The sequence below is a fragment of the Cellulomonas edaphi genome (assembly GCF_030362815.1).
Taxonomy (GTDB): Bacteria; Actinomycetota; Actinomycetes; order Actinomycetales; family Cellulomonadaceae; genus Cellulomonas; species Cellulomonas edaphi.
Genome location: NZ_JAUCGR010000002.1, coordinates 638,708 through 655,047 on the forward strand (window position 1 = coordinate 638,708; position 16,340 = coordinate 655,047).

Below are 16,340 nucleotides of genomic sequence, written 5' to 3' on the forward strand. Positions count from 1 at the left end.
CGCGGTGCCGGGTCGGCCCTGGGCGGCCGGCGTCATGCACGCGCCGTGTCGCGGCGGAACCGCCACGCCGCGCCGACGACGAACACCACGCCCCAGGCCAGCACGTTGACCAGCGCCCAGACCGACACGCCCTCGTCCGTGATCGGCGCACGCACGATCTCGGCGAGGCCGTACGTCGGCACGAACTGCGCGACCGTGGCGAAGACGCCGTCGCCGAGCGGCATGAACAACCCGCCCGCGAACGACAGCAGGGCGAGCACCGGCCCGAGGATCTGCATGACGTTCTCGGCGGGTAGCAGGTACCCCATGAACAGCCCGAAGGCGGCGAACACCGACGACCCGACCCACGCCAGCGCGAGCGAGGTCGCGATGCGCGACGCGTCGCCCGTCGCACCGGCTGGGATGCCGACGGCGGCGGTCACGACCACCGCGCCGAGGCCCAGCACCATCGCGCTGATGACCTTGGTGGCCACGTACGTCACCGGGCTGAGCGGCGTCAGGCGCAGCTGGCGCGTCCAGCCCTGCGCACGCTCGACCGACACGCTGGCCCCGCCGCTCGTGGTCGCGAGGATCGCGCCGTACAACGCCATCGAGATCATGATCCACGCGGTCACGTTGGCGTGACCCACGGACTCGGTCTTGTAGCTCTCGACCGTGCCGAACAGGAGGAAGAACACCGGCGGCATGACGAGCGTGAAGATCACCGTGCGGCGGTTGCGCACCAGGCGGCGCAGCTCGACGGTGAGGTAGGTCAGGTTCAGCCCTCGGCGCGCCCTGGTGGCGGCGGACGGGACGGCGACGGCGCTCATGCGTGGCTCTTCTCGGTCTGGGTCTCGGTGATGGTCTCGGCGGTGTGTGCCGCCTGGGCGTCCGTGGTGAGCGCGATGAACGCGTCCTCCAGCCCGCGCGCGGCGATCTCGAGGTCGGTCGCGTCGGTGGCCGTCAGCAGGTGGCGCGCGACGGAGTCCGAGTCGGTGGTGCGGATCAGCACGCGCTCCCGGCGCACCTCCACGTCGACGACCCCCGGCAGCCCGCGCAGGGCGGCGGCGTCGATGGTCCCCTCGAAGGACGCCGAGACGATCCGCCCGCTGGTCAGGCTCTTCACCTGCGCCGCCGAGCCGTCGGCGACGATCCTGCCGTGGCTGACCATCACGATGCGGTCCGCGTACGCGTCCGCCTCCTCGAGGTAGTGCGTCGCGAACAGGATGGTCCGGCCGCGTGCGGCGTCCGCCCGCAGCGCGTTCCAGAAGTCGCGCCGCCCCTCCACGTCCATGCCGGTGGTCGGCTCGTCGAGCACGATGAGGTCGGGGTCGGGCAGGAGCGCGAGCGCGAACCGCAGCCGCTGCTGCTGGCCGCCGGAGCACTTGCCCACCTTGCGGTCGCCGATGTCGGCGATGCCCGCCCGCTGCATCACCTCCCGGGCCGGCCGCGTGCCGCCGAAGAACGAGGCCGTGAGCTGGACCGTCTCGAGCACGGTCAGGTCCTTGAGGAGACCGCCGCTCTGCATGACGGCCGACACGCGACCGGCAGCGATGGCCTGGCCGGGCTCGAGCCCCAGCACCTGGACGGTGCCCTCGTCCGGGTCGGCGAGCCCGAGCAGCATGTCGATCGTCGTCGTCTTGCCGGCGCCGTTGGGCCCGAGGAAGGCGACCACCTCACCGGGGCGGACGGCCAGGTCGAGGCCGTCGACGGCACGCACGGTGCCGAAGGACTTGCGCAGGCCGCGCAGGTCGAGCGCGAGGGTCCCCGTGGCCGGGGTGTCGAGCAACTGTGAGGTCATGACTCGATCGTGGCGGTTCGCGGGAGGTCGCTCCCCCGCCGCGCGTCACCGCCTGGACATGACGGATGTCACGACTGCGCTCTCGAGACCGACAGTCGGCCTCGAGACTGACAGTCCCAGCGGGTTGGAGCTGTCAGTCTCGAGGCCAGGTATCAGTCTTGATCCTCCGGCAGGGTCAGGCCCCGACCAGCCGGGCGCCGAGGTAGGCGCTCACCTGGTCGAGCGAGACGCGCTCCTGGCTCATGTCGTCGCGGTGCCGGATCGTCACCGCCTGGTCGTCGAGCGTGTCGAAGTCGACCGTGATGCAGAACGGCGTGCCGATCTCGTCCTGACGGCGGTAGCGACGACCGATGGCGCCCGCGTCGTCGAAGTCGACGTTCCAGCTGCGGCGCAACTCGGCGGCCAGGTCGCGCGCCTTGGGCGAGAGCGACTCGTTGCGCGACAGCGGAAGCACCGCCGCCTTGACGGGCGCGAGGCGCGGGTCGAGCTTGAGCACGACGCGGGTGTCGACGCCGCCCTTGGTGTTGGGCGCCTCGTCCTCCGTGTAGGACTCGACGAGGAACGCCATGAGCGAGCGGGTCAGACCGGCCGCGGGCTCGATCACGTACGGGACGTACCGCTCGTTCTTGGCCTGGTCGAAGAACGACAGGTCCTGGCCCGAGTGCTCGGTGTGCGTCGTCAGGTCGAAGTCGGTGCGGTTCGCGATGCCCTCGAGCTCGCCCCACTCGCTGCCCTGGAAGCCGAACCGGTACTCGATGTCGACGGTGCGCTTCGAGTAGTGCGACAGCTTCTCGGCGGGGTGCTCGTAGTGGCGCAGGTTGTCGCGCGCGATGCCCAGATCCGTGTACCACTCGGTGCGCAGGTCGATCCAGTACTGGTGCCAGGTCTCGTCGGTGCCGGGCTCGACGAAGAACTCCATCTCCATCTGCTCGAACTCGCGCGTCCGGAAGATGAAGTTGCCGGGCGTGATCTCGTTGCGGAACGACTTGCCGATCTGGCCGATGCCGAACGGCGGGCGCATGCGGGCCGTCGAGTACACGTTCTTGAAGTTCACGAAGATGCCCTGCGCCGTCTCGGGCCGCAGGTAGTGCAGGCCGGACTCGTCCTCGACCGGGCCGAGGTACGTCTTGAGCATCATGTTGAAGTCGCGCGGCTCGGTCCACTGCCCCCGCGTGCCGCAGTTCGGGCACGCGATGTCCGCCAGGCCGTGCTCCGGAGCCCGGCCCTTCTTCTCCTCGTACTCCTCGAGCATGTGGTCTTCGCGGAACCGCTTGTGGCAGTGCAGGCACTCGGTGAGCGGGTCGGTGAACACCCCGACGTGGCCCGACGCGACCCACGTCTGCCGCGGGAGGATCACCGAGGAGTCGAGGCCGACGATGTCGTCGCGGCTGGTCACCATCGCGCGCCACCACTGGCGCTTGATGTTCTCCTTCAGCTCCACGCCCAGCGGTCCGTAGTCCCACGCGGATCGGGTGCCTCCGTAGATCTCACCGCTCGGGAAGACGAAGCCTCGGCGCTTGGCGAGGGAGACGACGGAATCCAGCCGGGACGGTGCAGCCACGAGAGTTCACTCCAGGGGGTGGGCCCGCTGCTGGGTGCGGCGGGCGATCGACCGCGACCGGATGCCGCGGGATGAGCCCGCTCAGGCTACCCGTGGGATGCGTGCGGCACGACGCGCATTCCGGGCGCGGCGGGACGCTCCGCCCCTACGATCGGCGGGTGAACGACGATCCGATGGACGGATTCGGGCTCGGCGGCCTGTCGCTCGTCGCCGCGCTCATCGTGCTCTTCCTCTTCGCGATGGCGCGCTCGCACGCGACGTACTGGGCCGGCCGAGGCGTGGTGCGCGGCGCCCACACCGTGCACGAGACCGATCACGGCTTCGCCTGGTGGCGCTCGATGATCACGCGCCTGGAGGCGTGGACCAACACCAACGCTGCGCAGCGCGGCCTTGACCTGGTGCGCGGCTGGGGCCCGATCGCCGTGACCATCGCCTTCGTCATGTTCGGCCTCCAGACGGCGATCTTCGCCTCCGCGGGCCTCATCCAGATGAAGTACACCCGCTTCACGGTGGCGACCATCCCCGGCGCCATCGTCTGGGCGATCATCTGGGCCACCGTCGGCGTCGGCGCCGTGTGGGGGGCGATCAAGCTGTTCGCCGCCTCGCCGATCGCGTTCACCGCCGTGGTCGGCGTCCTCGCGCTCGTGGTCGCGTGGTGGGTGCGGCGGCGCCTGCTGCGGCAGTCTCGCAGGCAGTCTCGCGGGCAGGCGATCGCGGCCGGCCCTGGGAGCGGCCGCGAGCCCTCTGCCCACATCGGGCGGCACGTCTCGCCGGACGTCGCGGACGGGCCCGCCGACCGCCGCGAGCCTCAGCCGTGAGGTCCTGACAGGCAGAACTGGTTCCCGTCGGGATCGGTCAGCACCACCCAGCGCCAGCCGCCCTCCTCGTGCCGGGCGACGAACGTGGCGCCCTCCGCGACGAGCCGCTCGATCTCGGCGTCGTGGTCCGAGGCCGACAGGTCGAGGTGGATGCGATTCTTGCCCGGGGTCGGGTCCTCGACCTGCTGGAACCCGAGGATGGGACCCGTGCCGGACGGGTGCACCACGACGAAGCCGTCCCCCATCGCGTCGTCGAGCCTGCCGTCCGTCTGCCGGGCCCACCATCGCGCCAACGTGGGCGCATCGGTGGTGTCGAACGTGATCATCCCCAGTGAGATCGTCATGACGGCAACCTAGCGAAGCGCTCGGACAGCTGGACCCGAACCTGGTGGCTCACGTGCCGCGATGCTGCACCGCGCTCACGACGGCCGGTCCACCGCGCCGCCGTACCGCCGGTCGCGACGGGCGTACTCCTCGACCGCGCGCCACAGGTGGCGCCGGTCCACATCGGGCCAGGGCTCGTCGAGGAACACCATCTCCGCGTACGCGGCCTGCCAGATCATGAAGTTGGACGTGCGCTGCTCGCCCGACGACCGCAGGAACAGGTCGACGTCCGGCAGGTCGGGCTCGTCGAGGTACCGCGCGAAGACCTTCTCGGTGATCCGGTCGGCGTTGACCTTGCCGGCCGCGACGTCGCGCGCGAGGGCCTGCGCCGCGTCGGCGATCTCGGCGCGACCGCCGTAGTTCACACACATCGTCAGCGTGCAGGTCGAGTTGCCGCGCGTACGCTCCTCCGCGGTCTCGAGCTCGCTGATGACGGAGCGCCACAGCCGCGGGCGCCGGCCCGCCCAGCGCACGCGTACGCCCCAGGAGTCCATGAGGTCACGGCGACGGCGCAGCACGTCACGGTTGAAGCCCATGAGGAAGCGCACCTCGTCGGGCGACCGTGACCAGTTCTCCGTGGAGAACGCGTACGCGGAGACGTACTCGACGCCCACCTCGATGGCACCGGCGACGACGTCGAGCAGCGACGCCTCACCGGCCCGGTGGCCCTCGACGCGGGGCAGGCCGCGCGCGTTGGCCCACCGCCCGTTGCCGTCCATGACCACCGCGACGTGCCGCGGCACGAACTGCTTCGGGATCTCCGGGGGGCGGGCGCCCGAGGGATGCGGATAGGGGGCAACGACGTCGTGGGGCACGAGCGCCATTGTGCCGCTCCCGCCTACCGCCGGAGGGTCACACGCGCTCGACCATCGGCAGCGAGCGCAGCTGTCGCTCGAGGTGGAACTGGCTGTATGCGGCCACGAGCCCGTTGCCCTCGCCGCGGTGCCGCTCCGCGCTCGCGTCGGCCACGGCCCAGTCCCCCACCAGCAGGGAGGCCAGCAGCGCGAAGGTCTCGGGTGCGGGTGATGCCGCGCCCGGTGGCCGGCAGCGCGCGCACACCGCGCCGCCCGAGGCGATGGCGAACGCGTGGTGCGGGCCGGGTTCGCCGCACCGGGCGCAGTCCGTGAAGGACGGCGCCCAGCCCGCGATGGCCAGCGCGCGCAGCAGGTAGGAGTCGAGCACCAGGCCGGGGGCGTGCTCACGCGTGGACAGCGCGCGCACGGCGCCCACGAGCAGCCAGTACTGCTGGACCGCCGGCTCGCGCTCGGCCTCCACCAGCCTGTCCGCGGTCTCGAGCATCACGGTCCCGGCGGTGTAGAGCGTGTAGTCCTCGCACACGGCACGGCCGTAGGAGCCGATCGTCTCGGCCTGCGTCACGATGTCGAGGTTGCGGCCCGTGGACAGCTGCAGGTCCACGTGCATGAACGGCTCGAGCCGCGAGCCGAACCGCGAGGAGGTGCGGCGGACGCCCTTGCCGACCGCGCGCACCTTGCCGTGCGTGCGGGTCAGGAGGGTCACGATGCGGTCGGCCTCCCCCAGCTTGTGGGTGCGCAGCACGATCGCCTCGTCGCGGTAGAGGCTCACGCTCCCATTGTCGCCCCGTGCACCCACAGACGACGTCGGCGCGCGGGGACGGACCCCTGGTCAGCGCGGAGCGCGGGTGAAGACGTGGTGCACGACACCCGTGGGTGAGGCGACGGTCTCGATCGCGAACCGCTCCTCGAGACCCTCGAGCCCGTCCCACAGCCGCACCCCGCGCCCGAGCACGATCGGCACGACGACGACGTGCAGGTGGTCGACGAGGTCCGCCTCGAGGAAGGCGCGGACCACCGACGGTCCACCGCCGAGCCGGACGTCGAGCCCGCCCGCCAGCTCCGTCGCCAGCGCGAGCGCCTCGTGCGGGCTCGCGTCGCGGAACATGAACGTGGTCTCCCCCAGCACGAGGTCCGGGCGCGGATGGTGGGTGAGCACGACGACGGGCGAGTGGAAGGGCGGCTCCTCGCCCCACCAGCCCTGCCACGCCTCGTCGGGCCAGGGGCCGGTCTGCGGACCGAACTTGCCGCGTCCCATGATCTCCGCGCCGATACCGACGTTCGTCGCGGCGGCGAACGCGTCGTCGACACCGGTCGTGCCGAGACCCTCCGCCTCGGAGTCGTGGCCCGTCATGCTGACGAAGGTCCGCGTGGGGAAGAACCACTGCATCAGGCGCGGCCCGGCGTGCCCGAACGGAGCCTCGGTCGTGCGGCCCTCCCCCGTGGCGAAGCCGTCGAGGGAGACTGCGAGCGCGTGGACCCGAAGCTTCGTCATCGCGTCACCGTAGCGGGCGTGTCACCGCAGACTCGCGCCGCCGAGCCCAGAGCCCACGACCGTCGAGGGTGGTGACGGCGAGTGGTCGAGGATCGGCGGCGCGAGTGTGCGCACGGCGTGCGTCGGGGTCGCCGACGAGGACCGCGCGCGCCGGAGCGGCGGCGGTGTGCGCGCCCCGGCAGGCCGGGAGCGCGGGACTCAGCGCTGGTAGCGGTTGACGGCCGACGTGATGGCCTTGAGCGACGCCGTGGTGATCGACGGGTCGATCCCGACGCCCCACAGGATCTGGTCGCCGATCGCGCACTCGACGTAGGCGGCGGCCGTCGCGTCCCCGCCGGCCGAGAGCGCGTGCTCGGCGTAGTCGAGCACCGCGATGTCCACGCCGATGCCCTTGAGCGCGGTGACGAAGGCCGCCACCGGCCCGTTGCCCGCGCCCTCGATGGTGCGCGGCTCGCCCCGGTCGAGGAGGTCCACGACGAGCGTGTCGGCGCCGTCCTGCACGCTCGTGGCACGCGTCCCGCGCAGCGAGAACCGCCCCCACGGCACCAGGTCGCCGAAGTCCTGCACGGGCGTGACGACCTGGGTCGCCTCCACGGGCAGGTACTCGTCGACGAAGATGCGCCACAGCTCGTCGGCCGTGACCTCCGTGCCGTGCTCGTCGGTGTGCCGCTGCACCACCTGGGAGAACTCGATCTGGAGCCGGCGAGGCAGGTCCAGGTCCTTCTCGGACTTCATCAGGTAGCTGATGCCGCCCTTGCCCGACTGCGAGTTGACCCGGATGATCGCCTCGTAGGAGCGCCCGACGTCCTTGGGGTCGATGGGCAGGTAGGGCACCGCCCAGACGATGTCGTCGACGGACTTGCCCTCGCGCGTCGCCGACTTCTCGAGCGCGTCCAGCCCCTTCTTGATGGCGTCCTGGTGCGAGCCCGAGAAGGCCGTGAACACCAGGTCGCCGCCGTAGGGGTGGCGCTCGTTGATCGGGAGCTGGTTGCAGCGCTCGACCGTGCGGCGGATGTGGTCCATGTCGGAGAAGTCCAGCTGGGGGTCGATGCCCTGGCTGAACAGGTTCATGCCCAGGGTCACCAGGCAGACGTTGCCGGTGCGCTCCCCGTTGCCGAACAGGCATCCCTCGATGCGGTCCGCGCCGGCCTGGTAGCCCAGCTCGGCGGCGGCGACCGCGGTGCCGCGGTCGTTGTGGGGGTGCAGCGAGAGCACGACCGACTCGCGGTAGCGCAGGTTGCGGCTCATCCACTCGATGGAGTCGGCGTAGACGTTCGGGGTGGCCATCTCCACCGTCGCCGGCAGGTTGATGATGACCTTGCGGTCCGGCGTCGGCTCCAGCTCGTCCAGGACGGCGTTGCAGATGCGCAGCGCGAACTCCAGCTCGGTGCCCGTGTACGACTCGGGGCTGTACTCGTAGAACACCTCGGTGTCCGGGACGAGCTCCTCGTACTTCTTGCAGAAGCGCGCGCCCGACACGGCGATGTCGACGATGCCGTCCTCGTCCGAGCGGAACACGACCTCGCGCTGCAGCGTGGAGGTCGAGTTGTACAGGTGCACGATGGCCTGCTTGGCGCCGGCGATCGCCTCGTAGGTGCGCTCGATGAGGTGCTCTCGCGCCTGGGTCAGCACCTGGATGACGACGTCGTCGGGGATGCGCCCCTCCTCGATCAGCATCCGCACGAAGTCGAAGTCCGTCTGGGACGCTGCCGGGAAGCCGACCTCGATCTCCTTGAACCCCATCTGCACCAGCAGCTCGAACATCTCGAGCTTGCGTGCGGGGTTCATGGGCTCGATGAGCGCCTGGTTGCCGTCGCGCAGGTCCACCGCGCACCAGCGCGGTGCCTTCTCGATGCGGGCGTCGGGCCATCGGCGGTCCGGCAGCTCGACACGGATCTGCTCGTGGAACGGCCGGTACTTGTGGATCGGCATGGGCGACGGCTGCTGGGGGCTCGTCTCGAGATAGCTCATGGGGTCATTCCTTCGCTGCGTGTCTGCGGGTGGCCAGCCGGCACACGGAACACCGCGGCGAGGATCCGGCCTAGAAGGCCTCGCCGCGGCAGCGAAGAAGGAGGGTGTACCCGAGCATGTGCGCCACCCTACTCCCGGTCAGGGTGCGGAGCACAAACCGACCAGCGCGGAGCACAAACCGACCCGCGCGGGGCGCGGAGCACAACCCGACCAGCGCGGGGCGCGGAGCACAACCCGACCAGCGCGGGGCGCGGAGCACAAACCGACCAGCGCGGGGCGCGGAGCACAAACCGACCAGCGCGGGGCGCGGAGCACAAACCGACCCGCGCGGGGCGCAGCGCGAACCGCTCAGCGCAGCGCGACCAGGCGGTCCGTGCTGAGGGCGTACAGCTCGGCGCCCAAGCGCACCACACGCCGGGTGCCCGTGGGCAGCGCCACCTGCCACTCCCGATCGCCGTCGGCGAGCCGCAACGCCGCCATGCCCGACTCGCTGCCGGGCAGGTTCACCAGCACGGCCACCCTGTCGCCGTCGGAGAACGCCGAACGCGACTCGACCCCGGCGGGCCGCTGCCACACCCGCTCGCCCGACGCCGCGTCGAGCCCGACCAAGGAGCCGTTGCGCTCGACCACCACGCGGCCGCCGGCGTCGGCCACCACCCAGCCCGCGGGCTCGGCGGCGCGCCAGAGCGGCGCGGCGCCGTCGGTGTAGGCGCGGACGCCGACGCCGCCCCGAGTCGCCTCGACCGTGAGCACGCGCGGCGAGGCGGGGTCGTGCACCGCAGGGATCACCGCCTCGCCCCTCGCCGTGCGCACCACCCTGCCGGCGCCGTCCATGAGCACCGACGTGGCCGAGACGCCACCCGCGCGGGACTCGAACCGCGTGCGCACGTACACGCCGTCGGGGCGCAGCCGCACGAGGTCGTCGCTGATCGCGACCGGCAGGGGGTGGCCGTCGGCTGCGTCGATCGCCATCTGCGCCGGGAAGGAGGAAGCGACGACAACCCGTCCCGCGACGGCCAGCCCGATGTTGCCGGTCGCGCGCGGGTGCGCCCGATCCGACGGCGGCGTCGTCCACTCCTGGGCACCGCTGGTGGGATCCACGCGCACCACGCCCATGCCCGCGGGTACCCACCCAGCGAGCACGACGTCGTCGTCCACGGCCTCGATCTCGACCCACCGCCCCTGCACTGGGTGATCGGCGAGCACGCGCCCCGTCCCGACGTCGACGAGCACGACGCGCGAGGGGGGTCGCTCACCCCGCCCGCGCAGCCCGACGATGCAGGCCAGGCGCGCCGCGCTCTCGACGCAGCCCTGCACCGGGGCGGCCGTGGTGCCGATCGCCTCGGTGCGCCACAACGGCTTTCCGGTGACCACGTCGAGCCCGGCCAGGTGCAGCACCGGGGAGTCCTGCGCCACCACCACGACGTCGCCCACCAGGACGGGCGCCATCGCCGACGCCGCCGGCGCGCTCCACCGCTCCCGGGGTGCGCGCGCGAGCGAGTGCACGGCGCCGTCGAACGCGGCGGGCTCCAGCACCGCGACACGTTCGCGGTCGGCCGCCACGTGCGGGGCGACGAGCACGAATCCGACGAGCAGACCCACGGCGAGCGTGCCCGCGACCGCCGCGAGCACCGGCCGCCGGCGCGCCCAGCCCCACAGCGGCCCGCGCGCGCCCCGAGACCGAGCGGCGGCGCCGTCCTCGACCTCGTCCAGCTCGACCACGCTCACCGTGGGCTCCCGGCCGTTGGGCCTCATCCCCGCACCGTACGTCCGCGCAGCCGTCCGCGTCAGGCGGCGGGCGACGGACCTCGCACCACGACGAAGGAGTAGTCGCCGAACGTCACGGTCGAACCCGGTCGCAGGCGCACCGGGTGGTCCACGGGGCACACCACCTGGGCGCCGTCCGGCAGGGTGACGACGGTGCCGTTGGTGGACCCGCGATCGGCGACCCAGATCCCCGCCGGGGAGACCGCGACCTGCAGGTGGGTCTTCGAGACGGAGCGGCCGGGATCCACCACCCTGATGGTCTGGACGTCGACGACCGCCGACGGGTTGCGGCCGATCAGGGCGACGCCCTCGACGACCACGCGACGACCGTCGCTGAGCGCGAGCTCGGCGCTCGTCCGCGGTTCGGGCGACTCCACGACCTCCGGCTCCGGCGCGACCTCGGGCCTGGGTGCGGATCGGCGCGTCATCTCGACCTCGGGCTCCAAGAACGAGTCGAGTCCGGCGTCGACGTCGGCGTCGAGCTGGGCGTCGACGACCGGAGGCGCCTGACCTTCGGTGCGAACGCTGCCGGCGCGGCCAACGCCGGCGCGGGCACCGTCGGCGCGGGCATCGTCGGCCCGGGCATCGTCGGCGCGAAAGGTTTCAACGGCGGCGGTCTCGACGCGCTGCCGGGCACCCACCCGGACGACGGGCATCGCGCGCGTGTCCACGTCGGGGCCGTGCTCGCGCGGGACCAGCGGGGCCAGCACGAGCGGGTGGGATCCGGTCACGGTGGGTGCGTCGGCGGGGTCGGACGCCGTCGCCCACGCGGGCACGACCGGGGCGTCTGCCGCAACCAGGCGGGCGGGCGGCCGGCGCGCGGGCTCCTGGGCGGCTACGGCGACGGGCACGGTCGCGCGCACCTCAGCCGCCGCATCGTCGAACCACTGCGGCGCCTGGTCGAGCTCGTCGTCGCGCAGGTCCACGACCTCGTCGCCCGCGGCTTTGTCGTGCCAGCCGCGGTTGCGCCCCGTCGCGTCGAACAGGGGCGAGACGAGCACCACGAGCTGCCCGACTCCGAGCACGAGCGCCCCGGCGGCCACCACGAGCCCGCGGACGAGGACGCGGCCCAGGCCGATGGGCCGGAGCGTCTCGACGTCCACCGTGCGCAGGCCCAGCACCAGCCGCCCCAGCGTCCAGCCGCGCGTGCCGTGCCAGACCCACTGCAGCACGACCAGCGCGAGCACCAGAGCCGCGCCGACGACGACCACCACCGGACCCGCGGACCGGCCGAGCAGCAACGGCGTGCCGGCCAGCAGCAGCACGAGCGTGTCGAGCGTCGCCGCGAGGAACCGGCGGCCCAGCGAGGCCACCCGGGCGGGCGCGGGCGCCATCGACGGACGCGCCACCGACCGACGAGCCACGGACGGGCGCGCCATCGACGCGCGGCCGCTCACGGACGGCTCCTGCGCGGACGGTGCCGCCCGCGCAGCGAGGCCAGGGACAGCCGCGCCCACGTGCGTCGCCGCCAGCCCACGGCACGGCGCATGCCCCGGACGGCGGTCTCGACGTCCGCCCAATACGCGGCCGCCTCGGCGGGGGTCGGCCGGTGGGCGGAGAACACCGCGCGGTCCGCGGCGCTGGCCAGCTGGTGCACGTCACCCGCTGCGCTGAAGGCCGTCGCCAGCGAGCGGGCCGACTCGGCGCGGGTGGCGTGCGCCAGCACGGGCTGGCGCAGGTCGACGGCCGCGTCGAGCACCTCGTCCCAGCCACCGGCCACTCGTCGGGCCACGTCCCGGTCGCGTCGCCGCCTGCGCCGCCGTCGCGCCTTGACCGCGCCGATGACGAGGAACGGAAGTGCCAGGATCGCCAGAGGCACCGAGACGACCCCGCCCACCTTGGCGATCGTGCTCCACAGCGAGCCGTCGCTCTGGTCCGAGGGCGGTGTCTTGGTGCCGGGCTGCTCGGTGTCGTCGTCGGGCGGCTTGACGGCGTCCGGCGGCGGCGGGGGCGGCTGGACCACCTGGGGCTGCGGGTCCGACGGGTTGGGCTTCTCGTTCTGCTCGGGCGTCTGCTCGCGCGGCGGCGTCGGGTAGAACGGCACCCAGCCGTACCCCACGAACGGGATCTCGACCCACGCCTCGAGGTCGTCGCCCGTGACGGTCACGGGCTCGCCCTGGGGCACGGACCCGTCCGATGCCGCGTGCGGCACGAAGCCGAGCACGACGCGCGCCGGCAGTCCCATCGCCCGCGCCATGAGCGCCATGGCAGCCGCGTACTGCTCGCCGTCGCCCACCATGATGTCGCCGTCGAGCAGCGAGACCATGCGGTTCGCTCCGTGCCCGGACAACGACTGCACCTGGTTCGCGTCGGTCGCCCCGTGGCTGAAGTAGCCCTTCTCGGAGAGCCACTGCTGGAGCGTGCGTGCGACCTGCACGGGCGTTCCGGCGTCGCGGGCCACGTCGGCGGCGGTCACGGCGACGACGTCGGGCACGTTCGTCGGCGGCTGCGAGACGTCCTCGGTCTCGGCCCTGCCCACCTGGGTGTCGGTCGGGTCCCGCGGCACGACGACGTCCAGCGCGTAGGACAGCCCCGGCCGCAGCGCGCCCGTGAGGACCGCGGCCCCGGTCGCCTCGTTGAACCGCAGCCCCTCGGCGGCGGCGGAGTCCGCGATGTCGATCGACGTCGCCTCGCCGACCGTCGGGAGCCACACGCCCGAGAGCTTGTCGATCGTCATCTCGACGTGCGCCGCGCTGCCGCGCGCGTTGCTGGGGATGGTCTCGCCGACGCGGCGGAACTCCCCCGAGCTCTCGGCGGTGCCGTTGCCCGCGACGTTCCACACCACGCCGTCGTAGCGGTCCATGGTGGCCAGCCTGATGGTGGCGCCCGCGGGGAGGCCGGTGACGGTGAAGAGCTTGGTGTCTTTCTCGCGCTTGACGTAGTCGCGGAAGGCCGCGAGCGGGCTCGGGTACGCGCGCGGGTCGAACGGCGGCACGATCTCGTCGCGCACCACGAGCCGCGGCGTCTCGCCCACCACCGCGGGGGCACCGAGCAGGGAGCCGCCGAGCCCGACCGCGGTCAGGACCGTCAACGAGAGCACGCGGCGGAGCCGCAGCGTGCCCGCCCGCCATGCGGCCCAGGGCAGCAGGACGAGCAGCAGCACCACGCCCGTGGTCATCGGCGGGATGCTGGGCCGCCGGGTGCCGAGCAGGGCGACCACGCCCGCGACCACGACCGGCACCACGATGGCCGCCGCGCCGCCGCGCCGGGCCCGCAGCGCGATGCCGAGCGCGGCCACCGAGCCGACGAGCGCGAGCAGGTACGGGGCCACGAGCAGGCCACCGCTGGAGCCGACGGGCGGTTGGAGCGTGAGCATCTGCTGCCAGGAGGAGCCGACCCCCCGCAGGAGCGTCTCCAGGGTGTCGAGCGTGGGCAGCACACCCGCGACCGTGGTCGACGGCGCGGCGAGCGGCCCACCCGCCGCGAAGTAGACGACCACCACCACCGCGACGACGGCGAGCGGTGACCAGCCCCGAGCGGCCGAGAGCACGGCGACCCCGCCGCCCAGCAGCAGGCCGCCGACGATCGCCGGCACGGCGGCGGTGCCGCCGTACACCTCGACCTGGGGCCACAGGACCACGGCCAGGACGCCGAGCAGGCACGCGGCGTCGACGGCGGTCTGCCCGGCGGACCGGAGGGGACGGTTCCTCATGCCAGCGCGCGCCTCAGCAGTCGGGGCAGCTCGTCGAGCTCGCCGAGGGTCGCCAGCGTCAACACTCCCTGGCTGCGCACCGCGAGGGAGGCACCGCGCTCGCACCGCACCACCAGCGTGCGCGTCCCGAAGGGCACGTACCGCGCGGCCAGGCGCAGGTCGGCCTCCGTCGGCACCGAACCGGACACGAGCACGGCGACCGTCACGTCGGGCGTCTCCCGTGTGATGCGGCGCCCGAGCACGGTCGCGCTCGCCCCGGAGGCGGACGTCACGATCGCCGAGCAGTCGTCGAGCAGCCGCGGAGGCGTGTCGACCCGCAGGCTGCCCGGTCCCGCGAGCACGGCGAGGCCACGCTCCTCGCGGATCACCTGGGCGCCGATCGACGCGATGGTGGAGACCGCGAGCTCGAGCTCGTCCTCGTGCGCGTAGTCGGCCGGGTCGGTGGCGAGCGCGAGCACGGTCTGGGTGCGCCGGGTGTCCTCGAACTGCTTGACCATCAGCACGCCTCGGCGCGCCGTGGTGCGCCAGTGGATGTAGCGCCGGTCGTCGCCCGCGACGTAGTCGCGCAGCGCGTGGAACGAGAGGTCGGCGTCCGTGATCTCGCGCGTCGACTGGCCCTCGAGGTCGCGGAGCAGACCCGCGCTCGCGCCGGCGAGGGACACGACGCGCGGGTGCACGTACAGGTCGACGGGCCGCGTCCACAGCACGCTGCGGCGCGCGAGGCCGAGCGGGTCCCCGCGCACGGACCGGACCGGGCCGACGACCACGACCGCACGACGCTGGGTGGGGATCGCGAACAGCTCGTCGTGCGTGCCGCCCGGGCCCAGGCTGGGCACCCCCAGCTCGGCGACGTTCGAGCCCACGGGCAGCTCGACGCGCGAGGGCAGCGCCCGGCGGCGCGCGCGGTTGGTGACGCTGACGCGGCCCACCGCGCGCTCGCCGATCCGCACGCGCCGGTCGGCCATGTCCAGGTCGACCTGGTAGCGCGCACGGCCGATCATCATGAGCAGGGAGACCGCGAGCACGGCGGCGAGGCCTGCGCCCAGGGCCGCGAGCTCGAGCCAGCCCAGCCACCGGCCCACCACGAGGGCGGCGGCCGCGAGGACCGCGACCCCCCAGCCCAGGGGTGAGACGCGCATGCTCAGGCCACCCGCACCGTGGGCGGCGCGGTCGTCTCCAGGACGCGCGCCACCACCTCCGCCTGCGTGACGCCGGCGAACTCCGCCTCGGAGTCGAGGATGATCCGGTGCGCGAGCACGGGCTGCGCCAGCGCCTTGACGTCGTCGGGCACCACGAACTCGCGGCCCTCGGACGCCGCCCACACCTTGGAGCAGCGCACCAGCGCGAGGCCGCCGCGGACGCTCGCGCCCAGCGCCGTGCGCCCGTCCTCGCGCGTGCCCTCGGTGAGCCGGGCGATGTAGTCGAGCACGGCCTCCTCGATGTGCACGGTCTGCGCGAGGTCCGCCATGGTGCCGACGGCCTGCGTGGTGATGCGGGCGGTCAGCGACGCCGTGCGGTCCTTGGCACCGGCCAGGATCTCGATGGCCGACGCGCGGTCGGGGTACCCGAGCGACGTCTTGAGCAGGAACCGGTCCAGCTGCGCCTCGGGCAGGCGGTACGTGCCGGCCTGCTCGATGGGGTTCTGGGTAGCGATGACCATGAACGGGCGACCGACGGCGTGCGTGATGCCGTCGACCGTGACGTTGCCCTCCTCCATCACCTCCAGCAGCGCCGCCTGCGTCTTGGGCGAGGCCCGGTTGATCTCGTCGGCGAGCACCACCGAGGCGAACACCGGTCCCGGGTGGAACTCGAACCGCTGCGTGCCCTGGTCGTAGATCGTCACGCCCGTGACGTCCGACGGCAGCAGGTCGGGCGTGAACTGGATGCGGTGGTGCGTGCCCTGCACCGTGGCGGAGATGGCCTTCGCCAGGCTCGTCTTGCCGGTGCCGGGCGCGTCCTCGAGCAGGATGTGCCCCTCGGCCACCATCGCCGTCAGGGCCAGCCGGATGGTGTGCTCCTTGCCCAGCAGGGCGAGGCCCACGTTGGACACGAGCGCGTCGAACGTCTCGGCGAACCAGGCGCTCTGCTCGGGGGTCATCT

Annotated in this window: 14 protein-coding genes; 1 reads left to right on the forward strand and 13 read right to left on the reverse strand. The window is 73.0% G+C overall.

The features are described 5' to 3' along the window. Positions 1-32 precede the first annotated feature (32 nt). The 3 genes from QRT05_RS09305 to QRT05_RS09315 form a co-directional block, all read right to left on the reverse strand. Positions 33-809 (reverse strand): ABC transporter permease, encoded by a 777-nt coding sequence (locus tag QRT05_RS09305; RefSeq protein ID WP_289446878.1) that lies wholly within the window; start codon positions 807-809, stop codon positions 33-35. After that, positions 806-1,780 (reverse strand): ABC transporter ATP-binding protein, encoded by a 975-nt coding sequence (locus QRT05_RS09310; RefSeq protein WP_289446879.1) that lies wholly within the window; start codon positions 1,778-1,780, stop codon positions 806-808. Before QRT05_RS09310 ends, QRT05_RS09305 begins: the two co-directional genes overlap by 4 nt. 175 nt (positions 1,781-1,955) lie before the next feature. Continuing rightward, positions 1,956-3,341 (reverse strand): glycine--tRNA ligase, encoded by a 1,386-nt coding sequence (locus QRT05_RS09315; protein ID WP_289446880.1) that lies wholly within the window; start codon positions 3,339-3,341, stop codon positions 1,956-1,958. Between the two features lie 158 nt (positions 3,342-3,499). On the opposite strand from QRT05_RS09315, the gene QRT05_RS09320 reads away from it, so the two are divergent. Beyond that, positions 3,500-4,159, forward strand: coding sequence for a DedA family protein (locus QRT05_RS09320; protein ID WP_289446881.1), 660 nt, complete (start codon positions 3,500-3,502; stop codon positions 4,157-4,159). Here the strand turns inward: QRT05_RS09320 and QRT05_RS09325 are convergent. The 10 genes from QRT05_RS09325 to QRT05_RS09370 all read right to left on the reverse strand — a co-directional run bounded on the left by QRT05_RS09325 (position 4,150) and on the right by QRT05_RS09370 (position 16,338). Next, positions 4,150-4,503: a VOC family protein gene (locus tag QRT05_RS09325; RefSeq protein WP_289446882.1), complete on the reverse strand. Its 354-nt coding sequence runs from the start codon at positions 4,501-4,503 to the stop codon at positions 4,150-4,152. The genes QRT05_RS09320 and QRT05_RS09325 overlap by 10 nt on opposite strands. Before the next feature lie 75 nt (positions 4,504-4,578). Further along, the gene (locus QRT05_RS09330; RefSeq protein WP_289446883.1) at positions 4,579-5,367 is read right to left on the reverse strand and encodes an isoprenyl transferase; all 789 of its coding nucleotides are present in this window, start codon (positions 5,365-5,367) and stop codon (positions 4,579-4,581) included. A gap of 28 nt (positions 5,368-5,395) precedes the next feature. Continuing rightward, positions 5,396-6,127 carry a DNA repair protein RecO gene (gene recO / locus QRT05_RS09335; protein ID WP_289446884.1) on the reverse strand — a complete coding sequence of 244 codons (732 nt, stop codon included), beginning with the start codon at positions 6,125-6,127 and terminating at the stop codon, positions 5,396-5,398. A gap of 60 nt (positions 6,128-6,187) precedes the next feature. Beyond that, positions 6,188-6,850 (reverse strand): dihydrofolate reductase family protein, encoded by a 663-nt coding sequence (locus QRT05_RS09340; protein ID WP_289446886.1) that lies wholly within the window; start codon positions 6,848-6,850, stop codon positions 6,188-6,190. Between the two features lie 198 nt (positions 6,851-7,048). Further along, positions 7,049-8,821, reverse strand: coding sequence for a 2-isopropylmalate synthase (gene leuA / locus QRT05_RS09345; RefSeq protein ID WP_289446887.1), 1,773 nt, complete (start codon positions 8,819-8,821; stop codon positions 7,049-7,051). A gap of 348 nt (positions 8,822-9,169) precedes the next feature. Beyond that, positions 9,170-10,576: an outer membrane protein assembly factor BamB family protein gene (locus tag QRT05_RS09350; RefSeq protein WP_289446889.1), complete on the reverse strand. Its 1,407-nt coding sequence runs from the start codon at positions 10,574-10,576 to the stop codon at positions 9,170-9,172. A 32-nt stretch (positions 10,577-10,608) separates the two neighbouring features. Further along, positions 10,609-11,985, reverse strand: a complete 1,377-nt coding sequence (locus QRT05_RS09355) for an RDD family protein (protein WP_289446890.1) — start codon at positions 11,983-11,985, stop codon at positions 10,609-10,611. Next, positions 11,982-14,240: a transglutaminase-like domain-containing protein gene (locus QRT05_RS09360; RefSeq protein WP_289446891.1), complete on the reverse strand. Its 2,259-nt coding sequence runs from the start codon at positions 14,238-14,240 to the stop codon at positions 11,982-11,984. The genes QRT05_RS09355 and QRT05_RS09360 overlap by 4 nt, the downstream gene beginning before the upstream one ends. Further along, complete coding sequence (locus QRT05_RS09365) at positions 14,237-15,379, reverse strand: DUF58 domain-containing protein (protein WP_289446893.1); 1,143 nt, start codon at positions 15,377-15,379, stop codon at positions 14,237-14,239. Before QRT05_RS09365 ends, QRT05_RS09360 begins: the two co-directional genes overlap by 4 nt. 2 nt (positions 15,380-15,381) lie before the next feature. Further along, on the reverse strand, positions 15,382-16,338 hold the full coding sequence (locus QRT05_RS09370; RefSeq protein ID WP_289446894.1) for an AAA family ATPase: 957 nt from the start codon (positions 16,336-16,338) through the stop codon (positions 15,382-15,384). Positions 16,339-16,340: the final 2 nt, after the last annotated feature.

Coding starts and splice junctions, on each gene's coding strand:
- QRT05_RS09340 (WP_289446886.1), bottom strand. CDS start 6,850: ATGACGAAGCTTCGGGTCCACGCGCTCGCAGTCTCCCTCGACGGCTTC.
- QRT05_RS09330 (WP_289446883.1), bottom strand. CDS start 5,367: ATGGCGCTCGTGCCCCACGACGTCGTTGCCCCCTATCCGCATCCCTCG.
- QRT05_RS09370 (WP_289446894.1), bottom strand. CDS start 16,338: ATGACCCCCGAGCAGAGCGCCTGGTTCGCCGAGACGTTCGACGCGCTC.
- QRT05_RS09305 (WP_289446878.1), bottom strand. CDS start 809: ATGAGCGCCGTCGCCGTCCCGTCCGCCGCCACCAGGGCGCGCCGAGGG.
- QRT05_RS09365 (WP_289446893.1), bottom strand. CDS start 15,379: ATGCGCGTCTCACCCCTGGGCTGGGGGGTCGCGGTCCTCGCGGCCGCC.
- QRT05_RS09360 (WP_289446891.1), bottom strand. CDS start 14,240: ATGAGGAACCGTCCCCTCCGGTCCGCCGGGCAGACCGCCGTCGACGCC.
- QRT05_RS09325 (WP_289446882.1), bottom strand. CDS start 4,503: ATGACGATCTCACTGGGGATGATCACGTTCGACACCACCGATGCGCCC.
- leuA (WP_289446887.1), bottom strand. CDS start 8,821: ATGAGCTATCTCGAGACGAGCCCCCAGCAGCCGTCGCCCATGCCGATC.
- QRT05_RS09350 (WP_289446889.1), bottom strand. CDS start 10,576: ATGAGGCCCAACGGCCGGGAGCCCACGGTGAGCGTGGTCGAGCTGGAC.
- QRT05_RS09310 (WP_289446879.1), bottom strand. CDS start 1,780: ATGACCTCACAGTTGCTCGACACCCCGGCCACGGGGACCCTCGCGCTC.